The organism is Halomarinibacterium sedimenti (assembly GCF_019312585.1).
Taxonomy (GTDB): Bacteria; Bacteroidota; Bacteroidia; order Flavobacteriales; family Flavobacteriaceae; genus Halomarinibacterium; species Halomarinibacterium sedimenti.
Genome location: NZ_JAHWDP010000002.1, coordinates 328,789 through 352,762 on the forward strand (window position 1 = coordinate 328,789; position 23,974 = coordinate 352,762).

Sequence of the window (23,974 nt, forward strand, 5' to 3'; positions counted from 1 at the left end):
ATTAATACTCATTTTGTCATGGCAACCATTAAATCATTAAACAAATGGGCGAATAGACATACCTATTTGCCTTTAGACCTTTTACGCATCGCCTTTGGTGTATTCTTATTTATACAAGGAATTAACTTTATGGGCAATAGCGAAATGCTTCTTGAATTAATTAAACCACTTCAAAGTATTGTGGGAGAAATGGCGGTAATTCATTATGTAGCTCCAGCACATTTTGTGGGCGGACTTCTCATTGCATTTGGATTGCTAACTCGATGGGCCGCTATAGCACAACTACCCATTTTAATCGGCGCAGTATTAATAAACATTGTTGGAGAAATGCAAACAGGAAATTTTATATTGTCTACCGTTGCATTTATCCTGTGTATTTTCTTTATTTTCTATGGTTCAGGCAAACATTCTATGGATTATAGACTAAAAATGGAGCGTTAAAAATACTTTGTTTTTTAAGATTTTTTTAATGAATAATTGCTATACATTTGGTGTATTATTCTAAGACACTAAATGAATAAATATATTGTGGTGGATACTCCCAAAAACTGGGAGTTTCTAGACGGAAATATCCCCGTTATTTCTTCTCAGGACTACATTGCAAATCCAGTGTATTCCAAAATCAAAAACGTTCGTATTTTCAATCTTTGCCGAAATTATTCCTACCAATCAAAAGGGTATTATGTCTCGCTTCTAGCTGAAGCACGTGGGCATTTGGCAATTCCAACCACTAAGAATTTGGTGGATTTAAAATCACCCAAGATTGTAAAGATTATTTCGGAAGAATTTGATGAACTCATTCAGCAAAACCTTAAAAACATAAAATCTAGAGAGTTTGATTTAAGTGTGTATTTTGGGCAAAACGTAGCGAGTAAGTATAAGGAGTTGAGTGCTATGTTCTTTCGGCATTTTCAAATTCCATTTATTAAAGTAAAGTTTGTCTATAAGCATAATTGGAAGATTCAAAGTATAAAGTCTATTTCAATTTTAGATATTTCTGAAGAACACAAACCCCTCGCCCATCAGTTTGCAAAGGATTTCTTTTCAAAAAAACGCTACGATACAGTGCGCCCTTCCAAAGCGATTTACGATCTGGCAATTTTAGTACAGCCTAATGATCCGGCACCTCCAAGTAATCCAAAGGCCTTAAAAAAGTTTGTAGAAATTGCAGAAAAACACAATTTTTATGTTGAAATTATTGGACCGAAAGAGCTGTCCAGACTTTCTTCCTTTGACGCATTACTTATTCGTCAAAGTACCGAAGTAAACAATGAAGCCTACGCCTTTGCTCGAAAAGCACAACAGGAGAACATAGCTATTGTAGATTATCCCGATGCTATTTTAAAGTGTTGTAATAAGGTCTTTATGGCCGAAGCACTTGAAAATGCTAATATTCCCGCACCCAAAACTAGAATTGTAAACTACGATAATGCTAAAGAAATTTTGGAAGATTTAAAGCTTCCTTGCATTTTAAAAGCTCCTGATTCTACTTTTTCCTTTGGAGTAAAAAAAGCAAAAACCGAAGAAGAATACTATGCCTTGGTTAAGTCCATGTTGCAAGAATCGGAATTGATTATTGCGCAAGAGTTTTGTCCTTCAGACTTTGATTGGCGTATAGGAATTCTTGACGGACAACCCTTCTATGCCTGCAAGTATTATATGGCAAAAGGACATTGGCAAATTTATAATTGGAATGCAAAAAACAAAGATGACCAAGATGGTAATGCAGATGTTATGGCTATTGAAGATGTTCCCAAAAAGATTATGGAAACAGCATTAAACGCTGGAAAAATTATGGGTCCGGGACTTCTAGGAATAGATATAAAAGAAGCAAATGGAAAACCCTTAGTGATTGAAATTAACGATAACCCCAACATCGATTTTGGTGTGGAAGATCGCTATTATGGAGATTTGGTTTACTCGAAAATTATTGAGGCACTATTAAAACGCTTAGAAGATAAATAATGAAATATCATTTATTTGAAGTATTCGGAATTGAGTTAGAATATATGTTGGTGAAAAACCAACAATTAAAAGTAGCTCCTATTGTAGACCAATTAATGGTCTCAAAGATGGGTTATGTTACTGCCGATGCAGATAATGGCGCAATTGAATGGAGCAACGAACTGGTGGCGCATGTGGTAGAATTGAAGACCAATGGGCCCACTCCCAACCTGAAGAACCTTTCAAAAAAATTCCACAAAAATGTGATAGAGATTAATAATTTATTAAAGCCTCTAGAAGCAAAACTCCTTCCCACCGCGTCACATCCACTAATGGATCCAAAAACCGAGATGCAATTATGGAAACACAGTTATAGCGAGATTTATGCGCTTTATAATCGTATTTTTAACTGTAAAGGCCATGGATGGAGCAATGTGCAAAGCATGCATATTAATTTACCTTTTTATGACGATGCAGAATTTGAAAAGCTTCACGCAGCAGTAAGAGTATTATTACCAATAATTCCCGCACTAAGTGCGAGTTCTCCTATTTTTGAAGGGAAAGGCACTGGGTTTCTCGATAGCCGCATGGAAGTTTATAAAACCAATCAAAAAGAAATTCCACAGATGACGGGGAAAGTCATTCCAGAGCAAGTTTTTACAAAAAAGGCATACTATGAGACTATTTTTAATCCAATAAATGCGGCTATAAAGCCTTATGATACCGAAAATATTCTCGACCATCATTTTTTAAATTCTCGTGGTGCGATTGCCCGTTTCGATAGAAATGCTATTGAAATTAGGGTAATAGATATTCAAGAATGTCCGCTGGCAGATGTAGCCATTGCAGCTTTTATTATTGAAGTGCTAAAACTACTCGTTTCTGAAAAATTAACGGCTTTAGAAACTCAAAAATCATTTCACGAAAATGAACTTTTTGAAATTTTTAATGATGTCATTAAACAAGGGGGAAATGCCGTGATTGAAGACACTAGGTACCTCCAATTATTTGGACTTGAGAATGAAATAATAGTTTCAGAAGTTTGGAAGTCACTATTCGAAAAAGTGAAAGACAATATTCCTTCCAAATACCAGAAGGCCTTAAAAACTATTTTTGAAAATGGTTCCCTTTCAACTCGTATTTTAAAAGCTATTGGAGATGATTTTTCAGAAAAAAATATTCTTAAAGTATATGAAGATTTAAGTAATTGTCTTCAAGAAAACAAACTTTTTCTACCGTGAAACTAGTAATTTCCTGTGAACATGGAGGGAATGATATTCCGAAGGATTTTCAAAAATATTTCCTAAATCAACAGGACATTTTACAAAGTCATCGTGGTTATGACCCTGGTACTTTAGATTTGTATGAAAATCTCGTTCCGGTGGCGGATTTTTCAGAATGCAATACGGTAAGCCGACTTTTAATTGAATGCAATCGTTCGCTACATCATCCTAAATTATTTTCAGAAATTTCAAAAAAGCTTACGGATTCTGAAAAGGAATATCTCATTGAAAATGTGTATTTGCCGTATCGAAAATCTACAGAATTCCAAATTCGAAATTATATAGCCACAGGAGAACAAGTGCTTCATGTCTCGTTACATTCATTTACACCTTGCTTGAATAAGGTGGAAAGAAATAATGATATTGGTTTGCTCTACGATTCTAGAAAATTATTAGAAAAAGCATTTTGTGAGTTTTGGAAAAATCATTTTGAGGAAGAAAATCCATTACTAAAAGTAAGATATAACTATCCATATTTAGGTAATGCAGACGGATTCACTACCTATTTGAGAAAACAATTTCCCAAAAATTATATAGGAATTGAATTGGAAGTCAACCAAAAATGGGTTAAAAACAATGCTTTTGATGAATCTATTAAAACATCCCTTATAAATAGCATAAATAGGCTATATTCAAAAAATTAAAGTCGCTAATTACTATCTTTGAAAAAATCAGTTCATGAAAATAAAAAATATTGAAAATATAGAACTTTCCTTCTTAACTCTTGAAGACTATCAAGAGCTTAAGGCGGCTATGATACAAGCCTATGCTACCATGCCAGATATGTATTGGCGCGAAGAGCAAATTAAAATTTTAATTGATCGTTTTCCGGAAGGACAAGTTGTAGTAAAAGTGAATAATCAAATAGCAGGCTGTGCGCTTTCTATTATTTTGGATTATAATGAGTTTGACGAACATCATACATACGAAGACATTACTGGAAATTATACCTTTAGTACGCATACCGACGATGGTGATGTACTTTATGGAATAGATGTCTTTATTAAACCCGATTTTAGAGGTTTGCGTTTAGGAAGACGTTTATACGATTATCGTAAAGAGTTATGTGAACGTCTTAATCTAAGAGGTGTGGCATTTGGAGGAAGAATTCCCAATTACCACCAATACAAAGACTCCATGACTCCGAAGGAATATATAGATAAGGTTCGTAAAAAAGAAATCCACGATCCTGTCCTTAATTTCCAAATTTCTAATGATTTTCATCCCGCTAAAATTTTAAAAAATTACTTGAAAGGGGATGCGGCTTCAGATGATTATGCTGTTTTATTAGAATGGGATAATGTACTTTATGAGAAAAGAACCAAAAAGCCTTCTACCATTAAAAAAGTGGTGAGGCTAGGCTTGGTTCAGTGGCAAATGAGACCATATAAGGATTTAGATGAGCTAATGCACCAAGTTGAATTTTTTGTAGATGCCGTTTCTGGGTATCGCGCAGATTTTGCTTTATTCCCAGAGTTTTTTATGTCGCCTTTAATGGCCGAAAATAATCACTTAGATCCACACGAAGCCATTCGTGAATTGGCACAATACTCGAAGGTTATTGTGGAGAAATTTTCAGAACTCGCTATATCCTACAACATAAATATTATTTCGGGATCTATGCCTGAAATTAAAGACGGTAACCTGTACAATGCTGGATATCTCTGTAAAAGAGATGGCAGTGTGGAGCGTTATGAAAAATTACACGTCACTCCAGACGAAGCAAAGGTTTGGGGATTACAAGGTGGAAATAGTTTTAAAGTATTTGACACCGATTGCGGAAAAATTGGGATTTTAATTTGTTATGATTCTGAATTCCCCGAACTAAGTAGACTTCTTGCCGATGAAGGGATGGATATTTTATTTATACCTTTCTTAACTGATACCCAAAACGGCTTTTCACGAGTTAGAAACTGTGCTCAAGCTCGCGCTATTGAGAATGAATGTTATGTGGCTATAGCTGGTAGTGTAGGTAACTTGCCTAAGGTCCATAATATGGATATGCAATATGCACAATCTATGGTATTTACCCCCTGTGATTTTGCATTTCCTGCCAACGGTATTAAGGCCGAGGCAACGCCAAACACAGAAATGGTTTTAATATGTGATGTGGACATCGATTTATTAAGACAGCTTAATTTATTTGGAAGTGTCCGTAACTTGCGAGATCGAAGAAAAGATATCTTCGATTTAAAAAAGAAATAATTACTTAATAGGCTTAATGGCTTCTTGTCGTGTATTTACATAACGGAAGCCCTTTTTTCCAAAAAATCCTGCCTCTTCCAACATAATACGGATGTCTTTATTCCATTCTTCTATAAAGACAGTGGTGTTTAATTCTATGGCATACACAGTGTTGTAATGCAAAGGATAATCTCCGTTTACAGGTACTCCTTCTTGTGAGTCCCACATGCCAAACGTTGTACCAGAACTATGTCCATAGGTTCCTAAAGGATGCGTATAAATGGATGGACGCAATCCTTCTTCCCTTCCTTCAGAAAGTGACTTTAATAAAATTTCATTTCCTGTTTTACCCTCTATAAAATTACCCGTAAAAATATCTTGGACTCTATTTCCTAATTTAAATGCTTCTTGAAGAAAAATAGGAACCTGAGTTTCTCCTTCTTTTAAAACATAGGCATGCTGTTGACAATCTGTATGCAATCCTATGTAAATAATACCAAAATCACAATGGAGCAAATCGCCTGGCAGAATAACATCGTCTGGTTTTCCTTTGCTGAAAGACTCAATATGACTTTTTAAAGCCTCATTACTGCGTTGCACGTCAATGGTTGGATGAAACCAAGTTTCCAAGCCTAGATCTGTCACTTTTTGTCGCATCCACCAAACAACAGCTTCGGTAGTGGTTACTCCGGGTGTAATCACTTTGGTTGAAAAGGCCTCATCAATAATATCGTGTGTAATTTCCACTAATTGATTATACAACTTCATTTCTTTTTCGGTGCGCGTTTCAATCCAAGCAATGGCTAATTTTTCTGCAGAAACTAACTTTTCTTCCATTTTTTGAGGTAGTGCTTCCAATAATTCTTCATAATCTGTTTTCACCAATCCGTCTGCAATGCCAAAGTATTCTGAATAATTAATTCCAATTTTTTGTGGATTTCGTTCTTCAATGATTTCAACCAATCGTGCCCATTGGTCGGGTTGTTTCTCTTTATCCCACGCCGAAGTAATATTCTCCCCCACATCATACCGAGCCACAGCTAATTTTTCAATGGTATTAGCTTCTTTATTTCGGTAAAAAACAAGGATAGTTCTCCTACGCGCATTAAGCCAAGTGGAAGGCAACATGATTCTCATCACCGGATCTTCATTGTATTCTCTGGAAATGACCAACCACATATCAATTTGGGTGTCATCCATTAATTTGGGAAGCAGATTATTAAATCGATCTGCCAAAATCTCGTCTTTCAATTGAGCTCTGTCCCGTTCTGGAAGGATTTGAGAATAACTAATTGATAAATTAAAGATGAAGAATAATAAAAATAATCGCATTTTATAATTTTTTCAGAAAGATAAGAAATATCTATTTCCGAAACTTTTGTAATACTTCCTTTACTTGGGAACGTTTTACTTTCCCAGTTTCCGTATAGGGAAATTGGGATAACGTGTACACTTTTTTGGGACGTTCGTAAGATTCTAAAGTGGAAAATATTTCAGAATAATTAGGCTTTTCTTGTGAGGTGAAATCTTCAACAACCAAAACTAACTTCTCGCCTAAAGCTTCATCTTTTTCCGATGAAATTATAAAAGGAATATTAAAATAGGGTTCTAATTTTTTTTCGACCGTTTCAGGGTTAATCTTCACGCCTCCACTATTAATTACAAAGTCTGCACGCCCCAGCCATTTAAATGAAATGGGAGAAGTAAGTTCTACCAAGTCATTGGTTACAATATCTTCCGAAGCAATTTTAGGTGCTGAAATCACCAAACAACCTCTCTCATCAGTTAAAAATTTTACATTTGGAAATGCGTGATAGACATCAGATTTTGCAAAACCATTAATTCTTCGGGCGGCCACATGGGTAATGGTTTCGGTCATTCCATAGGTGGCAAAGGCCTCCACCGATTTATCCTGAAGCATTTCCTCCATTTTTTTTGTGAGGATTCCCCCGCCTACAATGAGCTTTTTAACTTTATCAAGGGCATTGATAGAGTGATATAATTGGTAAGGAACCAAAGCGACAAAATCATACGGATTATCATATTGTACCAAGGCATCTTTATCGGGAGCAACCACGTGCAAATCCCAACCTAACACCATAGCTCGTACGAGCATCATTTTACCTGCGATGAAATCGGATGACAAACACAACAACGCTTTTGTTCCTTCGCCCGCCTTAAAATAAGCGCCCGTAGCTTCGGCACTGTGAATCATTTGCGTTTTGAGTAATTTTATTCTTTTAGGCTTCCCTGTTGAGCCGGAAGTTTGCACTTCAACGTAGTCGTTAAAATTGAGCCACTCTTCTAAAAAGGTAGCCATACTCACTTCAAAATCGTCACCTTGTTCGATTAAGCCTTCGGCGAAATTGAGAATCTCCTCAGCACTTTCAAACGAAAGACCGTTTAACTGAAATTTTGGGTGAATATGTGGTGAGGTTGGTTTCAAAATTTCGTTTTAAACTTCTAATAAAGAATTATCACTTTCAATAGGGGTAGGTGGCGGTGGCGGTTCGACTTTTCCAAAGAGTTTTTCTCCCCAACCCGTCCATTTGTAACGCCAAGCCATAATCGCTAAAAATATGGGGTATACGACCAATACAGGAATGATAACATCTACTCCAGCTGCTGGATCGGAAATATCTTTAAAAATAGAATGGGTTTGAAACGCTGTCCAATCTGCAGTCACAAGCAATGCCGCCACTAAATTATTTCCCGCATGAAAACCTAGTGCGAGTTCCATGCCTTCATCCATTAAGGTCATAATCCCAAGTAACAAACCCGTGCCAATATAATAGACCATGATGATATTACCCATTTTATCTACTTCTGGATTGAAGAAATGAAGACTTCCAAAAATAACCGAGGTTACAATAAGTGGAACCCAACGATTTTTTGCCATGATTCCGATGCCTTGGATTAAATATCCGCGAAAAAGGTATTCTTCAAAACTAGTTTGCAACGGGATCATTACAATGGCTATTACCGCTAAAATTAAAAATGGCACTAAATTAAACTGAAGAACATAGCTTTCAGGATTGCTAAAATAATCCAATAGTGTCATTACAATAGTTGTCACCGCTATTAATCCGAAGCCAAAAGCAAAACGCCCCCAATCTATTTTCCTTCGGGAAGTGGTGACAGCTGTCATGGTTTGTTTATGAACCAATTTCACCCAAAAATAAAGCCCAGCTAATCCTATGGCAAAAGACAATAACATTAAAAACAAGGTGAGATTAGACTCTAAAATTCCCATTAAAACATTTGGATCTTCTAGGGAAGCAATGTCACCACCTTCGGAAAGTATTTTTAACAAAACCCCAACCAATAATGGGATAGAACCTAATTGCCAAACTAAAAAAATAACTACAAAACCTATGATATATCGCCAAGCGTCGTGTAAAGATTGATAGGCTCTTTCTATAAACATGTACTATAAATTTATCTTTTTCAAATCCCAAGGTTTGTTGGGATCATACATTAAACATCCATTAACCACTTCCAAAGGAGAAGCTAAATTATTGGTGTATAAACTTCCCGTTCCCAAACCTTGTGGCAATTTACTATTTTTTGTGAAGGTGTATTGGGAAATTGCGTTTAATCCTACATTACTTTCCAAAGCCGATGTAATCCACCAACCCACGTTGTTTTTTTCGGACAAATAAATCCATTCATCACTTCCTCTAAAACCTCCAATAAAACTGGGTTTTAAGATAATGTATTCCGGCTGGATGGTTTGCAAAAGTTGTTTCTTATCTTCGGAAGAAAACACCCCAATAAGTTCTTCGTCTAAGGCAATAGGTAGCGGAGTTTCTTCACATAATCGAGCCATCTCTTGCCACTGTTTTGGCATGATGGGTTGCTCTATAGAATGCAATTGAAGGTCTGATAATCGCTTCAGTTTTTCTAAGGCTTCGGAAGGAGAAAAGGCACCATTGGCATCTACACGTAGTTCAATTTCTGAAGCCGAAAATTCTTTCCGAATGGATTTTAAGAGCTCCAATTCGGTGTTGAAATCGATGGCACCAATCTTCATTTTAATACAAGAGAAGCCTTCTTTTAATTTTTCAGCAATTTGCTTCTTCATAAAAACTTTATCGCCCATCCAAATAAGTCCGTTAATGGGAATGCTCGCTTCACCTTTTGAAAATGATGATGGAAATAGTTGAAACTTATCTTTAGCTACAAATGATTTAAAAGCCATCTCCACCCCTATTTGTATGGATGGAAATTCGGTTAAACTTTCATATAATTTTTCTTCTCCTAAATGAATATGATCACAAACCCATTTAAGTGTTGTTACATAATCGGGGCGATCGTCTATGGTTAATCCTCTTAAGATTCCACACTCGCCAATCCCCCAGTTTCCATTTTCTTTTAAAATTAAAAACCAAGTTTCCTTGGTTTTTAAAACGCCACGAGAGGTACCACTGGGGCTTTTAAAATTTAAAATGTATTTCTGATAGGAAGCTGTCATTTACAATTCTATCGATTCCCCAATATCAAGTAACATTAAATCTTTTCCTGCATCGTAGAATTTCTTTTTGGCCTCTTCGTGATTTATTTCAATATAGCCAAAGGTGTCGTAATGAACGCCCAAAACTTTTTCACATTGCACTAAATCACTAGCGATAATGGCGTCATCGACACCCATCGTAAAATTATCTCCAATGGGAAGGATGGCTAAATCTAATTTTGTGGTCATAGGAATAAGTTTCATATCCATAGTTAATGCCGTATCACCAGCGATATAAATATTTTTATGTTCCCCTTCTATAACAAATCCCCCAGGTTGCCCCCCGTTGGAACCATCAGCAAAAGTGGATGTGTGAATGGCGTTTACATATTTTACGTTTCCGAAATCAAATCGCCAATTTCCACCATGATTCATAGGATGAACCGTAATCCCTTTGGCTTCATAATGGCTTGCTATTTCCCAGTTGCTTACAATGGTAGCCCCTGTGATTTTAGCGATGGCTTCGGCATCTAACACATGGTCTTGATGCGCGTGAGTTAATAAAATATAATCTGCTTTTAGAGAATTAATGTCAATTTTATCCTTAGAAAGTGGGTTGCCAGAAATAAAAGGATCTACCAGAATGGTAGTGTCTTCAACATCAATTTGCAAGGAATTTTGTCCGTAAAATGTAATTTTCATGGTACCAATTTTTTTCTAGTTAAAGATAGCAAACAGAATTGCAAACAGAAAAGTACTGAGTGCTACTTTCTTTAATTCGGAATCTAACAATCGCGGTTTTTTATTTTTAAATACCGTTTTCATGTTCAAAATAAAGGGAATAAAAGCTATAGCATACACAAATTGCATGGCATCCCAATAGTTTAAAATACTATACCCCACGGCACAAAGTATTCCGAAGAGCAATAAAAAGGCGTGGTACTGTTTTGTTTTTTCAAAACCCATTTTTACCACAAGGGTTCTTTTGCCTACCTCTGCATCGTTCTCAATATCCCGAAGGTTATTTAAATTTAAAACGGCGGTGCTAAAACATCCTATGGCAGTGGCGGGTAACAATAGTTCCCACTGAAGCGTTTTGGTGAACAAAAAATAACTCCCCAACACACTTAACAGTCCAAAAAACAGAAACACAAAAACATCCCCTAGACCAGAATAGCCGTATGCATTTTTCCCCACCGTATATTTAACGGCAGCAATGATGGAGGCTATCGCTAAATTGAAAAACACAAAAGAGAGTATGAAATTTTCATTGCCAAAGGCTCCAAAAATGAGGATGGTAGCCAAGAAAAAAGTGATGGCACCGGTGACAATCATCCCAACCTTCATTTGTTTGGGCGAAATAAGTCCCGACGCCACCATACGTTTTTCGCCTTGTCGCTTTGCATCTGTTCCTTTAATGCCATCACCATAGTCATTGGCAAAGTTGGATAGAATCTGGAAACCAATGGTAACTATAATAGCGAGCCAAAATATAGTAGTATTATAAAGCGCTCCTAAGCAAATAGCAGATTCCATTGAGAAAAGAGAACCACTTTCAAAACAAAAGTCTTCAAACCCAAAAGAACTTCCCACAATGACTCCAGAAACAGAAAGAGGTAAGGTTCGTAAACGTGCGGCAGCAATCCAAGCTTTTAGTGTAGTCATTCAATTATATTGATGGACAAAAATACCTTTAAATTTTTAAAATTCTTTCAATACTTTTTAAATCATTGATAGGTTGCCAGTTAAAAACGAGGTGTCTTTTATTCAAAAAAAAAATAGTATTTTCATTTCCACAAACCAAAAAAACAAATTGATGAAAAGAAATATCGACATCGGCCTACTCGTTCTTCGTGTGGGAGTTTCTGCACTTATGTTAACGCATGGATTTCCAAAACTTATGAAATTTATTGAAGGTAATATGGCCATTGTGGGAGATCCTATTGGTGTGGGAACATTCATATCTTCCATCTTAGTACTACTAGGTGAAGTCGTGGCACCAGTACTAGTATTAATAGGCTTAAAATCTCGTTTTGCGGCTGTGATAACTGCTGCGACTATGGCGGTTGCTGCATTTATTGCACAAGATGGTGACCCCATTGCTAAAAAGGAAAAGGCATTATTGTTTTTTATAGCATACGTTGCTATTGCACTAATGGGTGCTGGAAAATTTTCGGTGGATAGGAAATAGTGAGTTGTGAGTCGTGAGTCGTGAGTCGTGAGTCGTGAGTCGTGAGTCGTGAGTCGTGAGTCGTGAGTCGTGAGTCGTGAGTCGAAAATAAAAATTATAGTAAAAGCGCTAATTAAATATTTTTACAAGTAATTCTTTTAATAAATCCCCTTGCGAAAGATTGGCAGCACCAACACCTTTGCTTTTCATATCAATTTCCCGAATGGCACTCACAATGGCACTCACCTTTTTCATGGGATAGTTGTAAGCGGCTTCTTGGTATTCCTTTATAAAATACGGGTTTACCCCCAATGCCTTTGGTGCCGTGGACTTGTCACTAATAGAGTGATATTTAAGTAGTTTTGAGAAGAAACTATATAGTAAGGCTACCGTCATTACGATAGGATGATTCTTAGGATTTTGTCCAAAATATTGCACAATTCCAAAGGCTTTTTTTATGTCTTTAGTAGCAATGGCGCTTTGTAACTCAAAATTGTTGAAGTCTTTACTTATCCCAATATTTTCTTCTACAATCTGTGGCGTTATTTGCTCACCAGGTTTTATAATGAGTTGTAATTTTTCCAATTCATTATTTACCTTGCTTAAATCATTGCCCAAAAATTCAGTGAGCATTTGAGATGCTTTGGGTGTAATGGTATAGCCCTTCCCTGCTAACACTCTTCGAATCCAATCCGGCACCTGATTTTCATACAATTTATTGCTTTCAAAGAGAACACCACTTTTCTTTATGGTTTTGGCTAATTTTTTCCGAGCATCTAACTTTTTGTATTTGTAACAAATCACCAAAACGGTTGTAGGCTGCGGGTTTTCAACATAAGAAACTAGGTTTTCGATGGTACGAGAGAGTTCCTGCGCTTCTTTTACAATCACCACTTGCCGTTCTGCCATCATGGGGTATCGTTTGGCGTTGCTAACAATATCCTCAATCGTTACATCCCTGCCATAGAGCACCATTTGGTTAAATCCCTTCTCTTCTTCAGAAAGTAAATTATCTTCAATATAATCACTTATCCCATCAATATAATACGGCTCCTCACCCATTAAAAAATAGATAGGCGCAATAGTGCCTTGTTTAATATCGCCAATGATTTGTTTTACTTGCTCTAAAGCCATGTAGAATTATGAAAAATGAAACAGAAACCGTTTCTTTGTTTTATGCTGAAACTAAATTTTCCAGAATATTCCTTTCGGTTCAAAAATAGCGAAAACAAACGGTTGATTTTTGATCCTATCCGAAAAAAATTTATGATGCTCACTCCCGAAGAATGGGTTCGGCAACATACGCTTCGGTTTCTTATGCAAGAGAAAGGGTATTCGGCTTCTTTAATCAATGTTGAAAAGCAACTCAACCTCAACGGCACTAAAAAACGTTATGATATTGTTGTGTTTAACCCTAACGGAAGCATCTTCCTTATTGTAGAATGCAAAGCTCCCACTATTGAAATAAACCAAGAAACTTTCGACCAAATAGCCCGTTATAACCTTGTGACTCAAGCAGAATATTTAATGGTTACCAATGGACTCGACCATTTTTACTGCCAAATGGATTATAATAACGAGCGGTATGTTTTTTTAAAGGAATTGCCTTAAAGATTTACAAAATTATATTTGTGAAGTTTAAAAATTTAATTTTACTTTGTATTTCAAAGTACTTTAAATAGAATATCATGAAAAACAAAAGACTCATTTTCATTCTCATCACAGCAACTATTCTTTTGCTTATTCCACTAGTTGCCATGCAGTTTAGTGAAGAAGTGAATTGGACACTAGCCGATTTTCTAGTGGCAGGCGTCTTATTATATGGTACAGGGTTGCTATGCGAGTTAATTTTAAGAAAAGTAAAAAAAGTAAAGCTTCGCGTTGCATTATGCATTGCCATTATAATTGTCCTTTTGCTTATTTGGGCTGAAATGGCCGTTGGAATTTTTGGCTCTCCTATCGCTGGAAGTTAGTCATTATTTCGAAAGGATTTTATACCTTTAGTGAAGACCTAAGCAGTTACCAATGAAAGAAAGCGGTTTCACTATTTATAACAATCTTACTATTCACGCTCCCGTCGAACGTGTTTTTGAAGCTATTAGTGAACCCCGTCATTTAATAAACTGGTGGCCTCAACGGTGTACGGGAAACCCAGAATTGGGAGGAGCCTATAATTTTTATTTTACTCCTGAATACGATTGGTACGGGGAAGTGAGTCAAATAGAAAAACCACATTCATTTTATATTAAAATGACTCAGGCAGATACCGATTGGGACCCTACTACTTTTGGTTTTGATTTGGAAGAAGAAAACGGTAAAACCCAAGTGAGATTCTCACATTTCAATTGGCCGGCTTGCAATGACCATTTTAAGATTGCATCCTATTGCTGGGCAATTTTATTAAAAGGCTTAAAGGATTACTTGGAAAGAGGAGACATTGTTCCATTTGAAAAACGCTCATAAAATGAATGTTCAAAATTACCTCGAAAGCGTCACAAAACAATTTCAGTATTACAAAATGCTTGGGGATAAAACCATAGCACAATTAGATGAAAAAGATTTTTTCTGGCAATACAATCCAGAGAGTAATAGTATTGCCATAACTGTAAATCATTTATGGGGCAATATGCTTTCCCGCTGGACCGATTTTTTAACTAGTGATGGCGAAAAAGAATGGCGACAACGTGATTTGGAGTTTGAAGCCATTATTAAAACAAAAATAGAATTACTTGAAAAATGGGAAGCTGGTTGGCAATGCTTATTTGAAGCCTTAGCTACCCTCAACGACACCAATTTTGAAACTATAATTTACATTCGAAATCAAGGGCACACCGTAATGGAGGCTATTAATAGGCAACTAGCACATTACAGCTATCATGTAGGGCAAATAGTGTATGTAGGAAGGATGATAAAAGGAACAGATTGGCAAAGTCTTTCCATTCCTAAAGGAGCTTCTAAGGCATTTAATACCGAAAAATTTTCTCAAGATAGAAAGCGCCAACATTTTACTGATGAATTCTTAAAAGACAATAAAAAATAATCCTCTTTTAAGAAAAACTTTATATTTGAAACATATCAGAAAAAATTCAAATCCATGCTAGGCCTAGTACTCATTTATTTTATTGGAAAGTATTTTTACAAATTAGCAGAAGAATTTGGTAAAAACAAATGGGGCTTTGCCATTCTTGGAGTTGTGTCTTACTATGCCGGCGCTTTTTTAGGGGGAATTATTTTAGGGTTAATATCAATTTTTTGGGAAGACTTTGATATAGAATATATGAGTGATATGCAACTAGGCCTTATGGCAATTCCATTTGGAGTGTTAATGTGTGTTGGAGTATATTCTCTTTTAAAGAAAATTTGGACAAAAAACCAAAAGGAAGAAGAAGTTGTTTCTATTGACGATATTGGAAAGTCTTAATTGGCTACTTCACTTATAAACTTAATACGATAGAGGCGTAATTCTTCTACATCATAATCGCCATCAAACTCGTCCATGGCTTCTTCAATTTGATCAGTTTCGGCTTCTAAAAAATACTCGTGCAATTCTTCTTGTTGCTCTTCATCCAAAACTTCATCAATCCAATAGTTAATATTCAGTTTGGTACCGCTATACACAATGGCTTCCATTTCTTTTATAAAATCGGGCATATCAAGTCCTTTGGCATTGGCAATATCTGTTAATGCTAGTTTCCTGTCTACACTCTGAATGATATAAAGCTTTAATGCACTATTACTCCCTGTAGATTTTACAATAAAGTCATCTGGACGGATAATATCATTTTCTTCAACATAATCTGAAATGAGTTTCACGAAGGATGCACCGTACTTTTTGGCCTTTCCCTCGCCCACTCCATGCACGTTAGAAAGCTCATCTAACGTAATAGGATATTTAAGTGCCATATCCTCTAAAGAAGGGTCTTGAAAAATAACAAAAGGGGGTAGCTTTAACTTATCAGCCACCTTCTTCCGTTCATTCTTTAATAATTTAAAGAGCTGTTCATCGGCTACATTACCTCCAGACTTTTGTGCGGTAACCACACTATCGTCATTCGCTTCTTTATAGCTATGATCTTCTGTCATCATAAAGGATGAAGGAGAATTTAAATAGGAACGACCTTCTTCAGTTAATTTTATAACACCATAGCTTTCAATATCTTTTTTGAGAAATCCTGCCACTAAAACCTGGCGTAATAAAGCCATCCAGTATTGTGGTTCATGATTTTTTCCAATACCAAAAAAGCTTTGTGTGTCGGTCCTATGTGATTTAATTAAAGCATTCACTTTACCTACAAGAACATTGACAACTTCCTTTGATTTATATTGCTGATTGGTATCTTTTATTACTTTTAGGAGCGTTACAACTTCATTCTGGGCTTCAATCTTCTTTTTTGGATGCCGCATATTATCATCCATATCCCCACCCTCTCCAGTTTCATTATCAAATTCTTCCCCAAAATAATGAAGGATGAATTTCCTTCTAGATATAGAAGTTTCAGCAAAAGCCACTACTTCTTGCAATAAGGCATGTCCTATTTCCTGTTCCGCCACTGGTTTTCCGCTCATAAACTTTTCTAGCTTCTCTATGTCTTTGTAGCTATAAAATGCTAGACAATGCCCTTCGCCTCCGTCACGTCCAGCACGCCCCGTCTCTTGATAATAACTTTCTATACTTTTGGGAATGTCATTATGAATTACATAACGTACATCGGGCTTGTCGATCCCCATCCCAAAAGCGATGGTAGCAACTACCACATCGGCATCTTCCATAAGGAACATGTCTTGATTTTTCACTCTTGTTTTAGCATCTAACCCTGCGTGATACGGAATGGCTTTAATTCCATTCACTTGTAGCGTTTGTGCCAATTCTTCTACCCGTTTTCTACTTAAACAATAAATAATTCCGCTTTTCCCTTCATTTTGCTTTACAAAACGAGTGATATCACTATCTACATTCTTTGTTTTTGGTCGAATTTCATAATATAAATTGGGCCTATTAAAAGATGCTTTAAACGTATTGGCATCTTGTATTCCAAGATTCTTTAAAATGTCTTCTTGCACCTTTGGCGTTGCTGTTGCTGTTAACCCTGCAATGGGAATGTTTTCCCCTAAACGTTCAATAATTTTACGTAGGTTTCTATATTCGGGTCTAAAATCGTGTCCCCATTCGCTTATACAATGCGCTTCATCAATGGCCACAAAAGAAATTTCGACACCTTTTAAAAAATCGACATTTTCTTCTTTGGTAAGAGACTCTGGTGCCACATAAAGTAATTTAGTAACTCCAGACGTTATATCGGCCTTTACCTGTTTTATTTCAGTTTTGGTAAGCGAAGAGTTAAGCACATGGGCAATACCATCTTCAGAAGATAGTGCGCGTAAGGCATCTACTTGGTTTTTCATTAATGCAATTAATGGGGAAACCACAATAGCAGTACCATCATTCATTAATGCTGGGAGTTGGTAGCAAAGGGATTTTCCGCCACCTGTTGGCATAATTACAAAGGTGTTTTTCCCCGCCAACACGCTTTTAATTACATCCTCTTGAAGTCCTTTAAATGAAGTAAAGCCAAAATATTTCTTCAGAGATGCAAATAAATCTGTTTCGCTCACGCTTGTAGTAATTTAAATTTTTTTAGGAGTAAAATTAAATTGTAGGAACTCAATAACAATTGTAATTTTGCAACCTATTGGATACTATTGAATCTAATTAACGTATTTGAGGTTAGGAACAATTAGTTTTTTCCATTACTAAAGATACTAATTTCTGAAAAAGGAACAAACTTAAAAAAGTCTAAATTTTGAATTATTATAATACCATTATAAACGTTGCCAAAAAAACCATCGAGACCGAAGGAAAAGCGATTATGCATTTAGCTACTTTGGTGACTGAGGAGTTTGCAAAAGCAGTGGATTATATTTATCAATCTAAAGGCAGGGTCATTGTTACTGGGATTGGTAAAAGTGCTAATATTGCCACAAAAATTGTCGCTACACTAAATTCTACAGGAACCCCTGCTATCTTCATGCACGCAGCGGATGCCATTCACGGAGATTTGGGGATTATTCAAGAAAACGATACGGTTATTTGTATTTCAAAAAGTGGAAACACCCCAGAAATAAAGGTATTGGTTCCACTTATTAAGGCTAGTGGTAATAAGCTCATGGCGATTACATCGAACAAAGATTCCTTTTTAGGAGTCCAAAGCGATTTTGTGCTTCATGCCTATGTTGAAAAGGAAGCCTGTCCAAATAACTTAGCGCCCACCACCAGCACCACAGCTCAATTAGTGATGGGGGATGCTTTAGCCATGTCACTTTTAAACCTTCGCGGGTTTTCAAGCAGTGATTTTGCGCGTTTTCATCCAGGAGGTTCGCTAGGAAAAAAATTATATTTACGGGTAAGTGATCTAACATCCTTAAACGAAAAGCCACAAGTTACTCCAGATATGAGTGTGAAAAGAGTAATTGTTGAAATTTCGGAAAAACTATTAGGAGTCACAGCCGTTGTAGAAGATGAAAAGATTGTAGGGATTATCACAGATGGTGACTTACGAAGAATGCTTACTAAAGTAGATAATATTGCAGGACTTACGGCTAAAGATATTATGACAAAAAACCCAAAGAAAATTGATAATGACGCGATGGCTGTTGAAGCTATGGAAATGATGGACACCAATGGAATTACTCAAATCTTAGCTGAAAAAGATGGTAAATACTCTGGGGTAGTACATATTCACAATTTAAGTAAAGAAGGAATCATTTAATGACAGCCAAAAGCAAGAAAATAGGACCAGAAAAGGAAATGTCCTTTTTAGACCATCTTGAAGAATTAAGATGGCACCTTATAAAGTCTACAATGGCAATTATGATTCTTGCAACGGTGGCTTTTATTTTTAAGGATATCATTTTCGATGTAATTATCTTTGGTCCTAAAAAAGCAGATTTCCCAACTTATAGGTTTTTATGCAAATCGGCACAAGCCATAGGATTTGATAGTTTTTGTTTTTCTGAATTACCTTTCAGGGTTCAAAGTAGGACCATGGCAGGTCAGTTTTCTGCACACATCTGGACCTCAATTACAGCAGGATTTATTCTTGCTTTTCCATATGTTATTTATGAATTCTGGAAGTTTGTTAGTCCTGGACTTCATAAGAATGAACGAAGCAATGCTCGTGGTTTTATTATTGTGGCTTCTCTTTTATTCTTTTTAGGAGTGCTTTTTGGGTACTACGTAGTTACTCCACTTTCTATAAACTTTTTGGGTACCTATCAAGTGAGTGAACAAGTTTTTAACGACTTCGATTTAAGCAGCTATATAGGATTGGTAAGAGCCTGTGCTTTATCTAGCGGACTTATATTTCAATTACCCATTATCATTTTCTTTTTAACCAAAATAGGATTGGTAACTCCGCAATTCCTTCGTAAATACCGAAAGTTTGCATTGGTTATTGTCCTCATCGTTTCGGCAGTAATTACACCTCCGGATATTGCAAGTCAGGTAATTGTAGCAATTCCTGTACTTATTTTATATGAGGTAAGTATTTTTATTTCGGCTAGAATTATAAAAAAACAGAACAAAAAAGCAAAAGCCCATGGATAATATCGTAGAAGAGTTTAATGCGTACCGTTCTAAGATGAACGAAAAAATGCTTGAGGATAATAACAAGATTATCAAGCGAATTTTCAATTTAGATACCAATGCTTTTACAGAGGGTGTTCTATCGAAGAAAACCAAAGAACTTTTGGGTTTGGGAAATTCGTTAGTGCTTCGATGCGACGATTGTGTTCGTTATCACCTGGAAGAATGTTACAAACTTGGGGTCACCAAGGAAGAAGCAGTGGAAGCTATGAGTATTTCTTTGTTAATTGGTGGCACCATTGTTATTCCACACCTTCGAAGAGCTTTTGAATATTGGGAAGCCCTAGAAAATAATTAGTATTTTTAGCGTTATTCTTTTCAGAAACAAAACGTAATGAAGTTAAAAGCCGAAAATCTTATAAAATCCTATAAAGGCCGTGAGGTTGTTAAGGGTATTACCGTGGAAGTAAATCGCGGAGAAATTGTGGGACTTTTAGGGCCTAATGGGGCTGGAAAAACGACTTCATTTTATATGATTGTGGGGTTGATTAAACCCAACGGCGGAAAGATTTACTTAGACAATACCAACATCACCACCTACCCTATGTACAAAAGAGCGCAGAATGGGATAGGATATTTGGCGCAGGAAGCATCCGTATTCCGAAAATTAAGTATTGAAGATAATATTTTAAGTGTTCTTCAACTCACCAAGCTTTCTAAAAAAGAGCAAGAACTAAAAATGGAATCGCTTATTGAAGAATTTGGATTAGGGCATATCCGTAAAAACCGAGGGGATTTATTAAGCGGTGGAGAACGAAGAAGAACTGAAATTGCTCGTGCTTTAGCCACCGACCCTAATTTTATTCTACTAGATGAACCCTTTGCAGGGGTAGATCCTGTGGCGGTAGAGGATATCCAGCGGATTGTAGCACAGCTAAAAAACAAAAACATCGGTATATTGATTACCGACCACAACGTTCAAGAAACCCTTGCTATTACAGACAGAACCTATTTAATGTTTGAAGGTAGCATCCTAAAACACGGAATTCCTGAAGAATTGGCAGCAGACGAAATGGTGCGTAAAGTCTATTTAGGGCAAAATTTTGAACTTCGGAAAAAGAAATTGGAGTTTTAAATTATTTCTTTTTTATAAAATTTTACACAGTTACTCCTTTTTCCCTCCAAATAAGTGACAATAACACATACATCACAATGATTATAGGTATCGCCAAAAACTTCAGTAATGCCAACAATACAATAGAAAGTAGAAGAAAAATATAACGTTGTTTGTTTTCTTTAAAGCCCCATGTTTTAAATTTAAACGCAAAGAGATGGATTTCCGCATTCAGTAAAAACGAACTTAAAACCGTAAGCCCCACCAAAAACCATTTATTGAATACAATATCTTGAATCATATGTGAATACTGAAATTCAAAAATCATAGGTAGGCTTAAAATAAACAAAGCATTTGCTGGGGTTGGCAAGCCAATAAAACTGGTGGTTTGTCGCGTATCTACGTTAAATTTTGCCAATCGGTAGGCCGAAGCCACTAAAATTAAAAGCCCTATGAGCGGAAAATAACTATCAATTCCTGTTTGCCAAGCCCGTGCCGAAAAGATATCAGTAAGCGGACGAATTTCATGGTACATAGACACTTGAAGCAATTGTACCATCACCAAACTGGGGACAACACCACAAGTAACCACATCTGCCAAAGAATCGAATTGCACCCCTACTTCACTTTGAGCATTGAGCAAGCGCGCGGCAAGACCATCAAAAAAATCGAAGAAAATACCTAGAAAGACAAAAATGGCGGCAATAATTAAATCACCAGAAACTGTAAATAAAATAGCGACGCCACCACAAAGCAAATTGAGGGAGGTAATGGCATTAGGGATGTGTTTTATCATAATCTTTAAAAATCCAATGTAAAAATAACAAAGATATTGCCACAACTACAATATGAATGCAAAAATGTAGTTTACTATTCTGTAAAATAGTGAGATATTTGCACAAAATGAATTGCTTGAAGAAGACGGTACTTTTTACACTTTTACTACTTGGTATTTCCCTTTCGGCACAGACGGTTCGAAAATATTCAAACGAATTTATGAATATTGGTGTGGACGCTGCTGCTTTTGGAATGGCAAACGCTGTAGTGGCCTCCACTAGCGATGTAAATGCTGGGTACTGGAATCCTGCAGGTTTATTAAAATTAGAAGACAATCAAATCTCGTTAATGCACGCGGCTTATTTTGCCAATATTGCTAGTTACGATTATGCTGCTTTTGCGATGCCCTTGGATAAGGAAAGCGTAGTTGCTTTTTCGGCCATACGTTTTGGAGTGGATGATATTTTAAACACCACACAACTAATCGATGACCAAGGAAATATCGATTACAACCGTATTAGCCTCTTTTCTACAGCCGATTACGGTTTTACTTTTTCCTATGCACGAGCGCTTCCGTTAGACGGTTTAAACGTTGGTGTAAATGCGAAAGTAATTAGACGAATTATAGGGGATTTTGCTTCCTCTTGGGGTTTTGGTTTGGATGCTGCCCTTCAGTTTGAAACCAAAAGCGATTGGCAATTTGGTGTTATGGCCCGTGATATTACCACAACGTTTAATGCCTGGAATATCAATGAAGAAAAATTTGCCGAAATATCAGGCGCTGTGGAAGGACAAAATCAAGAATTACCCGAAACAACCGAAATTACCTTGCCGAAACTTCAATTAGGTGTGGCAAAAAAATGGGTGTTTCATTATGATTTTTCCCTGTTAACTGAAGTAGATTTTAATTTCCGTTTTGCCGAAACCAACGATGTATTTTCTTCCTCTTTTGCTAGTATGACTCCTGCGGCTGGAGTTGAATTTGGATATATCGATTTGGTTTTTGTACGAGTGGGTGCTGGAAATTTTCAAAATATCACCCAACTAGACGGAAGCGACTCTGTAGGATTCCAGCCTAATATTGGCGTTGGTTTTAAATACAAAGGAATTCAGGTGGACTATGCCTTAACCGATATTGGTGACCAAAGTGCCGCCTTGTACAGCAATGTATTTTCGTTGAAATTGGATTGGAGTTTGTTTAGATAGTTGGATTATTGGTATATTCGATTTTTAGAACATTTCCTTTGAAACACATAACATACTTATTTCTTTTTCTTTTTTTTCTGAACCTCCCTTCAGAAGCACAAGTCACAACCCTTTCTGAAGCAGCTGAAATCAGTATAATTACTGTTGGTCCAGGGAAAAATCTGTATGACAAATTTGGGCATAGTGCCTTTCGAGTAAAAGATGAGGCCAACGGAATAGATTGGGCGTATAACTACGGGACCTACGATTTTAATACCCCTAATTTTTACACCAAGTTTGCCCAAGGAAAATTGAATTACAATTTAAGTGTTGCCTATTTTGAAGCGTTTTACCAAAATTATATTCAGGAAAATAGATGGGTAAAAGAGCAGGTTTTAAACCTCTCCTCTACTGAAAAGAATGAGCTGTTTCAATACCTTCAAAACAATGCAAAGCCAGAAAACAGAGGCTATTTATATGATTTCTTTTTTGATAATTGCGCTACCCGAATTCGCGATGTTCTAAAAGCAGTATTGGGAGAGGAACTGCAGTATAATGATCGTTTTGTGACGGAGCAATATACATTTCGAGAGCTTATTCAAAAAAATGTAAAAGCCAATACATGGGGTAGCTTGGGGATGGATGTCGCCATTGGTGCTGTGGTAGATAGACCCGCTTCGGCTTGGGAATATCAATTTTTGCCGCAATATGTTTTTGAAGCAGCTGCTGTGGCAACAGTCACAAAAGGCAATACGAAAGAACCCCTTGTAATAACCACAAACTCTTTATTCGAAAATACACCGCAAGAAGAAACATCCAACTTTTTTATGAGTCCGTTATTTGTCATTGGACTTTTAGGGTTGATTATTTTATTTGTGACCTACCAAGATTTCAGAAAAAGAAAAAGAAGTCGGTACCTTGATGGAATTATTTTCTTTAGCACTGGTTTCATAGGTTTTTTACTACTGTTGCTTTGGATAGCAACAGACCATTCCACTACAGTAAATAATTATAACCTATTGTGGGCCTTCCCCTTGTCGTTATTTTTATGTGTAGCCATTTCAAAAAAACAACCCAAAAAATGGCTAAGTAAATATTATGCATTTTTACTTATTCTCTTTGCCTTGCTTTGTCTTCATTCTATTTCTGGAGTGCAAACCTTTGCCATAGGATTTATACCTCTCTTTGTGGCATTGGCAATACGATATATCTATGTGCTTTTATTTCTGAAAAAAACAGATGGCAAGCAGAAGTTCTAAACAACAAACTTGAACCCTAAAGA

26 protein-coding genes are annotated in these 23,974 nt (G+C 36.4%); 17 read left to right on the top strand and 9 right to left on the bottom strand.

Annotation, left to right across the window (positions count from 1 at the left end):
• Positions 1-18: 18 nt before the first annotated feature.
• The 5 genes from KXJ69_RS06110 (at position 19) to KXJ69_RS06130 (ending at position 5,432) form a co-directional block, all read left to right on the top strand.
• Complete coding sequence (locus KXJ69_RS06110) at positions 19-441, top strand: DoxX family protein (RefSeq protein ID WP_219052089.1); 423 nt, start codon at positions 19-21, stop codon at positions 439-441.
• A gap of 72 nt (positions 442-513) precedes the next feature.
• Positions 514-1,965, top strand: a complete 1,452-nt coding sequence (locus KXJ69_RS06115) for a RimK family ATP-grasp domain-containing protein (RefSeq protein WP_219052090.1) — start codon at positions 514-516, stop codon at positions 1,963-1,965.
• Positions 1,965-3,185: a glutamate-cysteine ligase family protein gene (locus tag KXJ69_RS06120; protein WP_219052091.1), complete on the top strand. Its 1,221-nt coding sequence runs from the start codon at positions 1,965-1,967 to the stop codon at positions 3,183-3,185. The genes KXJ69_RS06115 and KXJ69_RS06120 overlap by 1 nt, the downstream gene beginning before the upstream one ends.
• Positions 3,182-3,871 (top strand): N-formylglutamate amidohydrolase, encoded by a 690-nt coding sequence (locus tag KXJ69_RS06125; RefSeq protein WP_219052092.1) that lies wholly within the window; start codon positions 3,182-3,184, stop codon positions 3,869-3,871. The genes KXJ69_RS06120 and KXJ69_RS06125 overlap by 4 nt, the downstream gene beginning before the upstream one ends.
• A gap of 34 nt (positions 3,872-3,905) precedes the next feature.
• Positions 3,906-5,432, top strand: coding sequence for a carbon-nitrogen hydrolase family protein (locus KXJ69_RS06130; protein ID WP_219052093.1), 1,527 nt, complete (start codon positions 3,906-3,908; stop codon positions 5,430-5,432).
• Here the strand turns inward: KXJ69_RS06130 and KXJ69_RS06135 are convergent, their stop codons facing one another.
• The 6 genes from KXJ69_RS06135 to menA are packed head-to-tail and all read right to left on the bottom strand — an operon-like array spanning position 5,433 to position 11,529.
• On the bottom strand, positions 5,433-6,743 hold the full coding sequence (locus KXJ69_RS06135) for a M24 family metallopeptidase (RefSeq protein ID WP_219052094.1): 1,311 nt from the start codon (positions 6,741-6,743) through the stop codon (positions 5,433-5,435).
• Positions 6,744-6,774: 31 nt separating this feature from the next.
• The gene (locus KXJ69_RS06140; protein WP_255571235.1) at positions 6,775-7,857 is read right to left on the bottom strand and encodes an AMP-binding protein; all 1,083 of its coding nucleotides are present in this window, start codon (positions 7,855-7,857) and stop codon (positions 6,775-6,777) included.
• A 9-nt stretch (positions 7,858-7,866) separates the two neighbouring features.
• Positions 7,867-8,838: a CPBP family intramembrane glutamic endopeptidase gene (locus KXJ69_RS06145; RefSeq protein ID WP_219052095.1), complete on the bottom strand. Its 972-nt coding sequence runs from the start codon at positions 8,836-8,838 to the stop codon at positions 7,867-7,869.
• Positions 8,839-8,841: 3 nt separating this feature from the next.
• Positions 8,842-9,885: an o-succinylbenzoate synthase gene (locus KXJ69_RS06150; protein WP_219052096.1), complete on the bottom strand. Its 1,044-nt coding sequence runs from the start codon at positions 9,883-9,885 to the stop codon at positions 8,842-8,844.
• Positions 9,886-10,566, bottom strand: coding sequence for a metal-dependent hydrolase (locus KXJ69_RS06155; RefSeq protein WP_219052097.1), 681 nt, complete (start codon positions 10,564-10,566; stop codon positions 9,886-9,888).
• Between the two features lie 15 nt (positions 10,567-10,581).
• Positions 10,582-11,529, bottom strand: coding sequence for a 1,4-dihydroxy-2-naphthoate octaprenyltransferase (gene menA / locus KXJ69_RS06160; protein WP_219052098.1), 948 nt, complete (start codon positions 11,527-11,529; stop codon positions 10,582-10,584).
• A 151-nt stretch (positions 11,530-11,680) separates the two neighbouring features.
• Between menA and KXJ69_RS06165 the strand changes: the two genes are divergently transcribed.
• Complete coding sequence (locus tag KXJ69_RS06165; protein WP_219052099.1) at positions 11,681-12,055, top strand: DoxX family protein; 375 nt, start codon at positions 11,681-11,683, stop codon at positions 12,053-12,055.
• Positions 12,056-12,163: 108 nt separating this feature from the next.
• On the opposite strand, the gene holA is transcribed toward KXJ69_RS06165, so the two are convergent.
• A complete protein-coding gene (holA, locus tag KXJ69_RS06170) occupies positions 12,164-13,168 on the bottom strand; it encodes a DNA polymerase III subunit delta (protein ID WP_219052100.1) in 1,005 nt (334 codons plus the stop codon).
• A gap of 42 nt (positions 13,169-13,210) precedes the next feature.
• On the opposite strand from holA, the gene KXJ69_RS06175 reads away from it, so the two are divergent.
• The 5 genes from KXJ69_RS06175 (at position 13,211) to KXJ69_RS06195 (ending at position 15,455) form a co-directional block, all read left to right on the top strand.
• On the top strand, positions 13,211-13,645 hold the full coding sequence (locus KXJ69_RS06175) for a type I restriction enzyme HsdR N-terminal domain-containing protein (protein WP_219052101.1): 435 nt from the start codon (positions 13,211-13,213) through the stop codon (positions 13,643-13,645).
• A 77-nt stretch (positions 13,646-13,722) separates the two neighbouring features.
• Positions 13,723-14,007, top strand: coding sequence for a hypothetical protein (locus tag KXJ69_RS06180; RefSeq protein WP_219052102.1), 285 nt, complete (start codon positions 13,723-13,725; stop codon positions 14,005-14,007).
• Positions 14,008-14,059: 52 nt separating this feature from the next.
• Positions 14,060-14,497: an SRPBCC family protein gene (locus KXJ69_RS06185; protein WP_219052103.1), complete on the top strand. Its 438-nt coding sequence runs from the start codon at positions 14,060-14,062 to the stop codon at positions 14,495-14,497.
• Between the two features lies 1 nt (position 14,498).
• The gene (locus KXJ69_RS06190) at positions 14,499-15,074 is read left to right on the top strand and encodes a DUF1572 family protein (RefSeq protein ID WP_219052104.1); all 576 of its coding nucleotides are present in this window, start codon (positions 14,499-14,501) and stop codon (positions 15,072-15,074) included.
• Between the two features lie 54 nt (positions 15,075-15,128).
• The gene (locus KXJ69_RS06195) at positions 15,129-15,455 is read left to right on the top strand and encodes a hypothetical protein (RefSeq protein WP_219052105.1); all 327 of its coding nucleotides are present in this window, start codon (positions 15,129-15,131) and stop codon (positions 15,453-15,455) included.
• Here KXJ69_RS06195 and recQ read toward each other — a convergent pair.
• Positions 15,452-17,647: a DNA helicase RecQ gene (recQ, locus tag KXJ69_RS06200; RefSeq protein ID WP_219052106.1), complete on the bottom strand. Its 2,196-nt coding sequence runs from the start codon at positions 17,645-17,647 to the stop codon at positions 15,452-15,454. The two genes, KXJ69_RS06195 and recQ, sit on opposite strands and share 4 nt — an antisense overlap.
• 188 nt (positions 17,648-17,835) lie before the next feature.
• Between recQ and KXJ69_RS06205 the strand changes: the two genes are divergently transcribed.
• The 4 genes from KXJ69_RS06205 to lptB are packed head-to-tail and all read left to right on the top strand — an operon-like array spanning position 17,836 to position 20,751.
• Entirely contained in the window at positions 17,836-18,801 is a 966-nt protein-coding gene (locus tag KXJ69_RS06205) for a KpsF/GutQ family sugar-phosphate isomerase (RefSeq protein ID WP_219052107.1), read from the top strand.
• Positions 18,801-19,637 (top strand): twin-arginine translocase subunit TatC, encoded by an 837-nt coding sequence (gene tatC, locus KXJ69_RS06210; protein WP_255571237.1) that lies wholly within the window; start codon positions 18,801-18,803, stop codon positions 19,635-19,637. Before KXJ69_RS06205 ends, tatC begins: the two co-directional genes overlap by 1 nt.
• Complete coding sequence (locus KXJ69_RS06215) at positions 19,630-19,974, top strand: carboxymuconolactone decarboxylase family protein (protein WP_219052108.1); 345 nt, start codon at positions 19,630-19,632, stop codon at positions 19,972-19,974. Before tatC ends, KXJ69_RS06215 begins: the two co-directional genes overlap by 8 nt.
• A gap of 36 nt (positions 19,975-20,010) precedes the next feature.
• Positions 20,011-20,751 carry an LPS export ABC transporter ATP-binding protein gene (gene lptB / locus KXJ69_RS06220; protein WP_219052109.1) on the top strand — a complete coding sequence of 247 codons (741 nt, stop codon included), beginning with the start codon at positions 20,011-20,013 and terminating at the stop codon, positions 20,749-20,751.
• A 22-nt stretch (positions 20,752-20,773) separates the two neighbouring features.
• Here the strand turns inward: lptB and KXJ69_RS06225 are convergent, their stop codons facing one another.
• Positions 20,774-21,526: a CDP-alcohol phosphatidyltransferase family protein gene (locus KXJ69_RS06225; protein ID WP_219052110.1), complete on the bottom strand. Its 753-nt coding sequence runs from the start codon at positions 21,524-21,526 to the stop codon at positions 20,774-20,776.
• Positions 21,527-21,642: 116 nt separating this feature from the next.
• On the opposite strand from KXJ69_RS06225, the gene KXJ69_RS06230 reads away from it, so the two are divergent.
• Positions 21,643-22,713 (top strand): putative type IX sorting system protein PorV2, encoded by a 1,071-nt coding sequence (locus tag KXJ69_RS06230; protein WP_444848876.1) that lies wholly within the window; start codon positions 21,643-21,645, stop codon positions 22,711-22,713.
• Positions 22,714-22,751: 38 nt separating this feature from the next.
• On the top strand, positions 22,752-23,951 hold the full coding sequence (locus KXJ69_RS06235; RefSeq protein ID WP_219052112.1) for an Lnb N-terminal periplasmic domain-containing protein: 1,200 nt from the start codon (positions 22,752-22,754) through the stop codon (positions 23,949-23,951).
• The last annotated feature ends 23 nt before the right edge of the window (positions 23,952-23,974 follow it).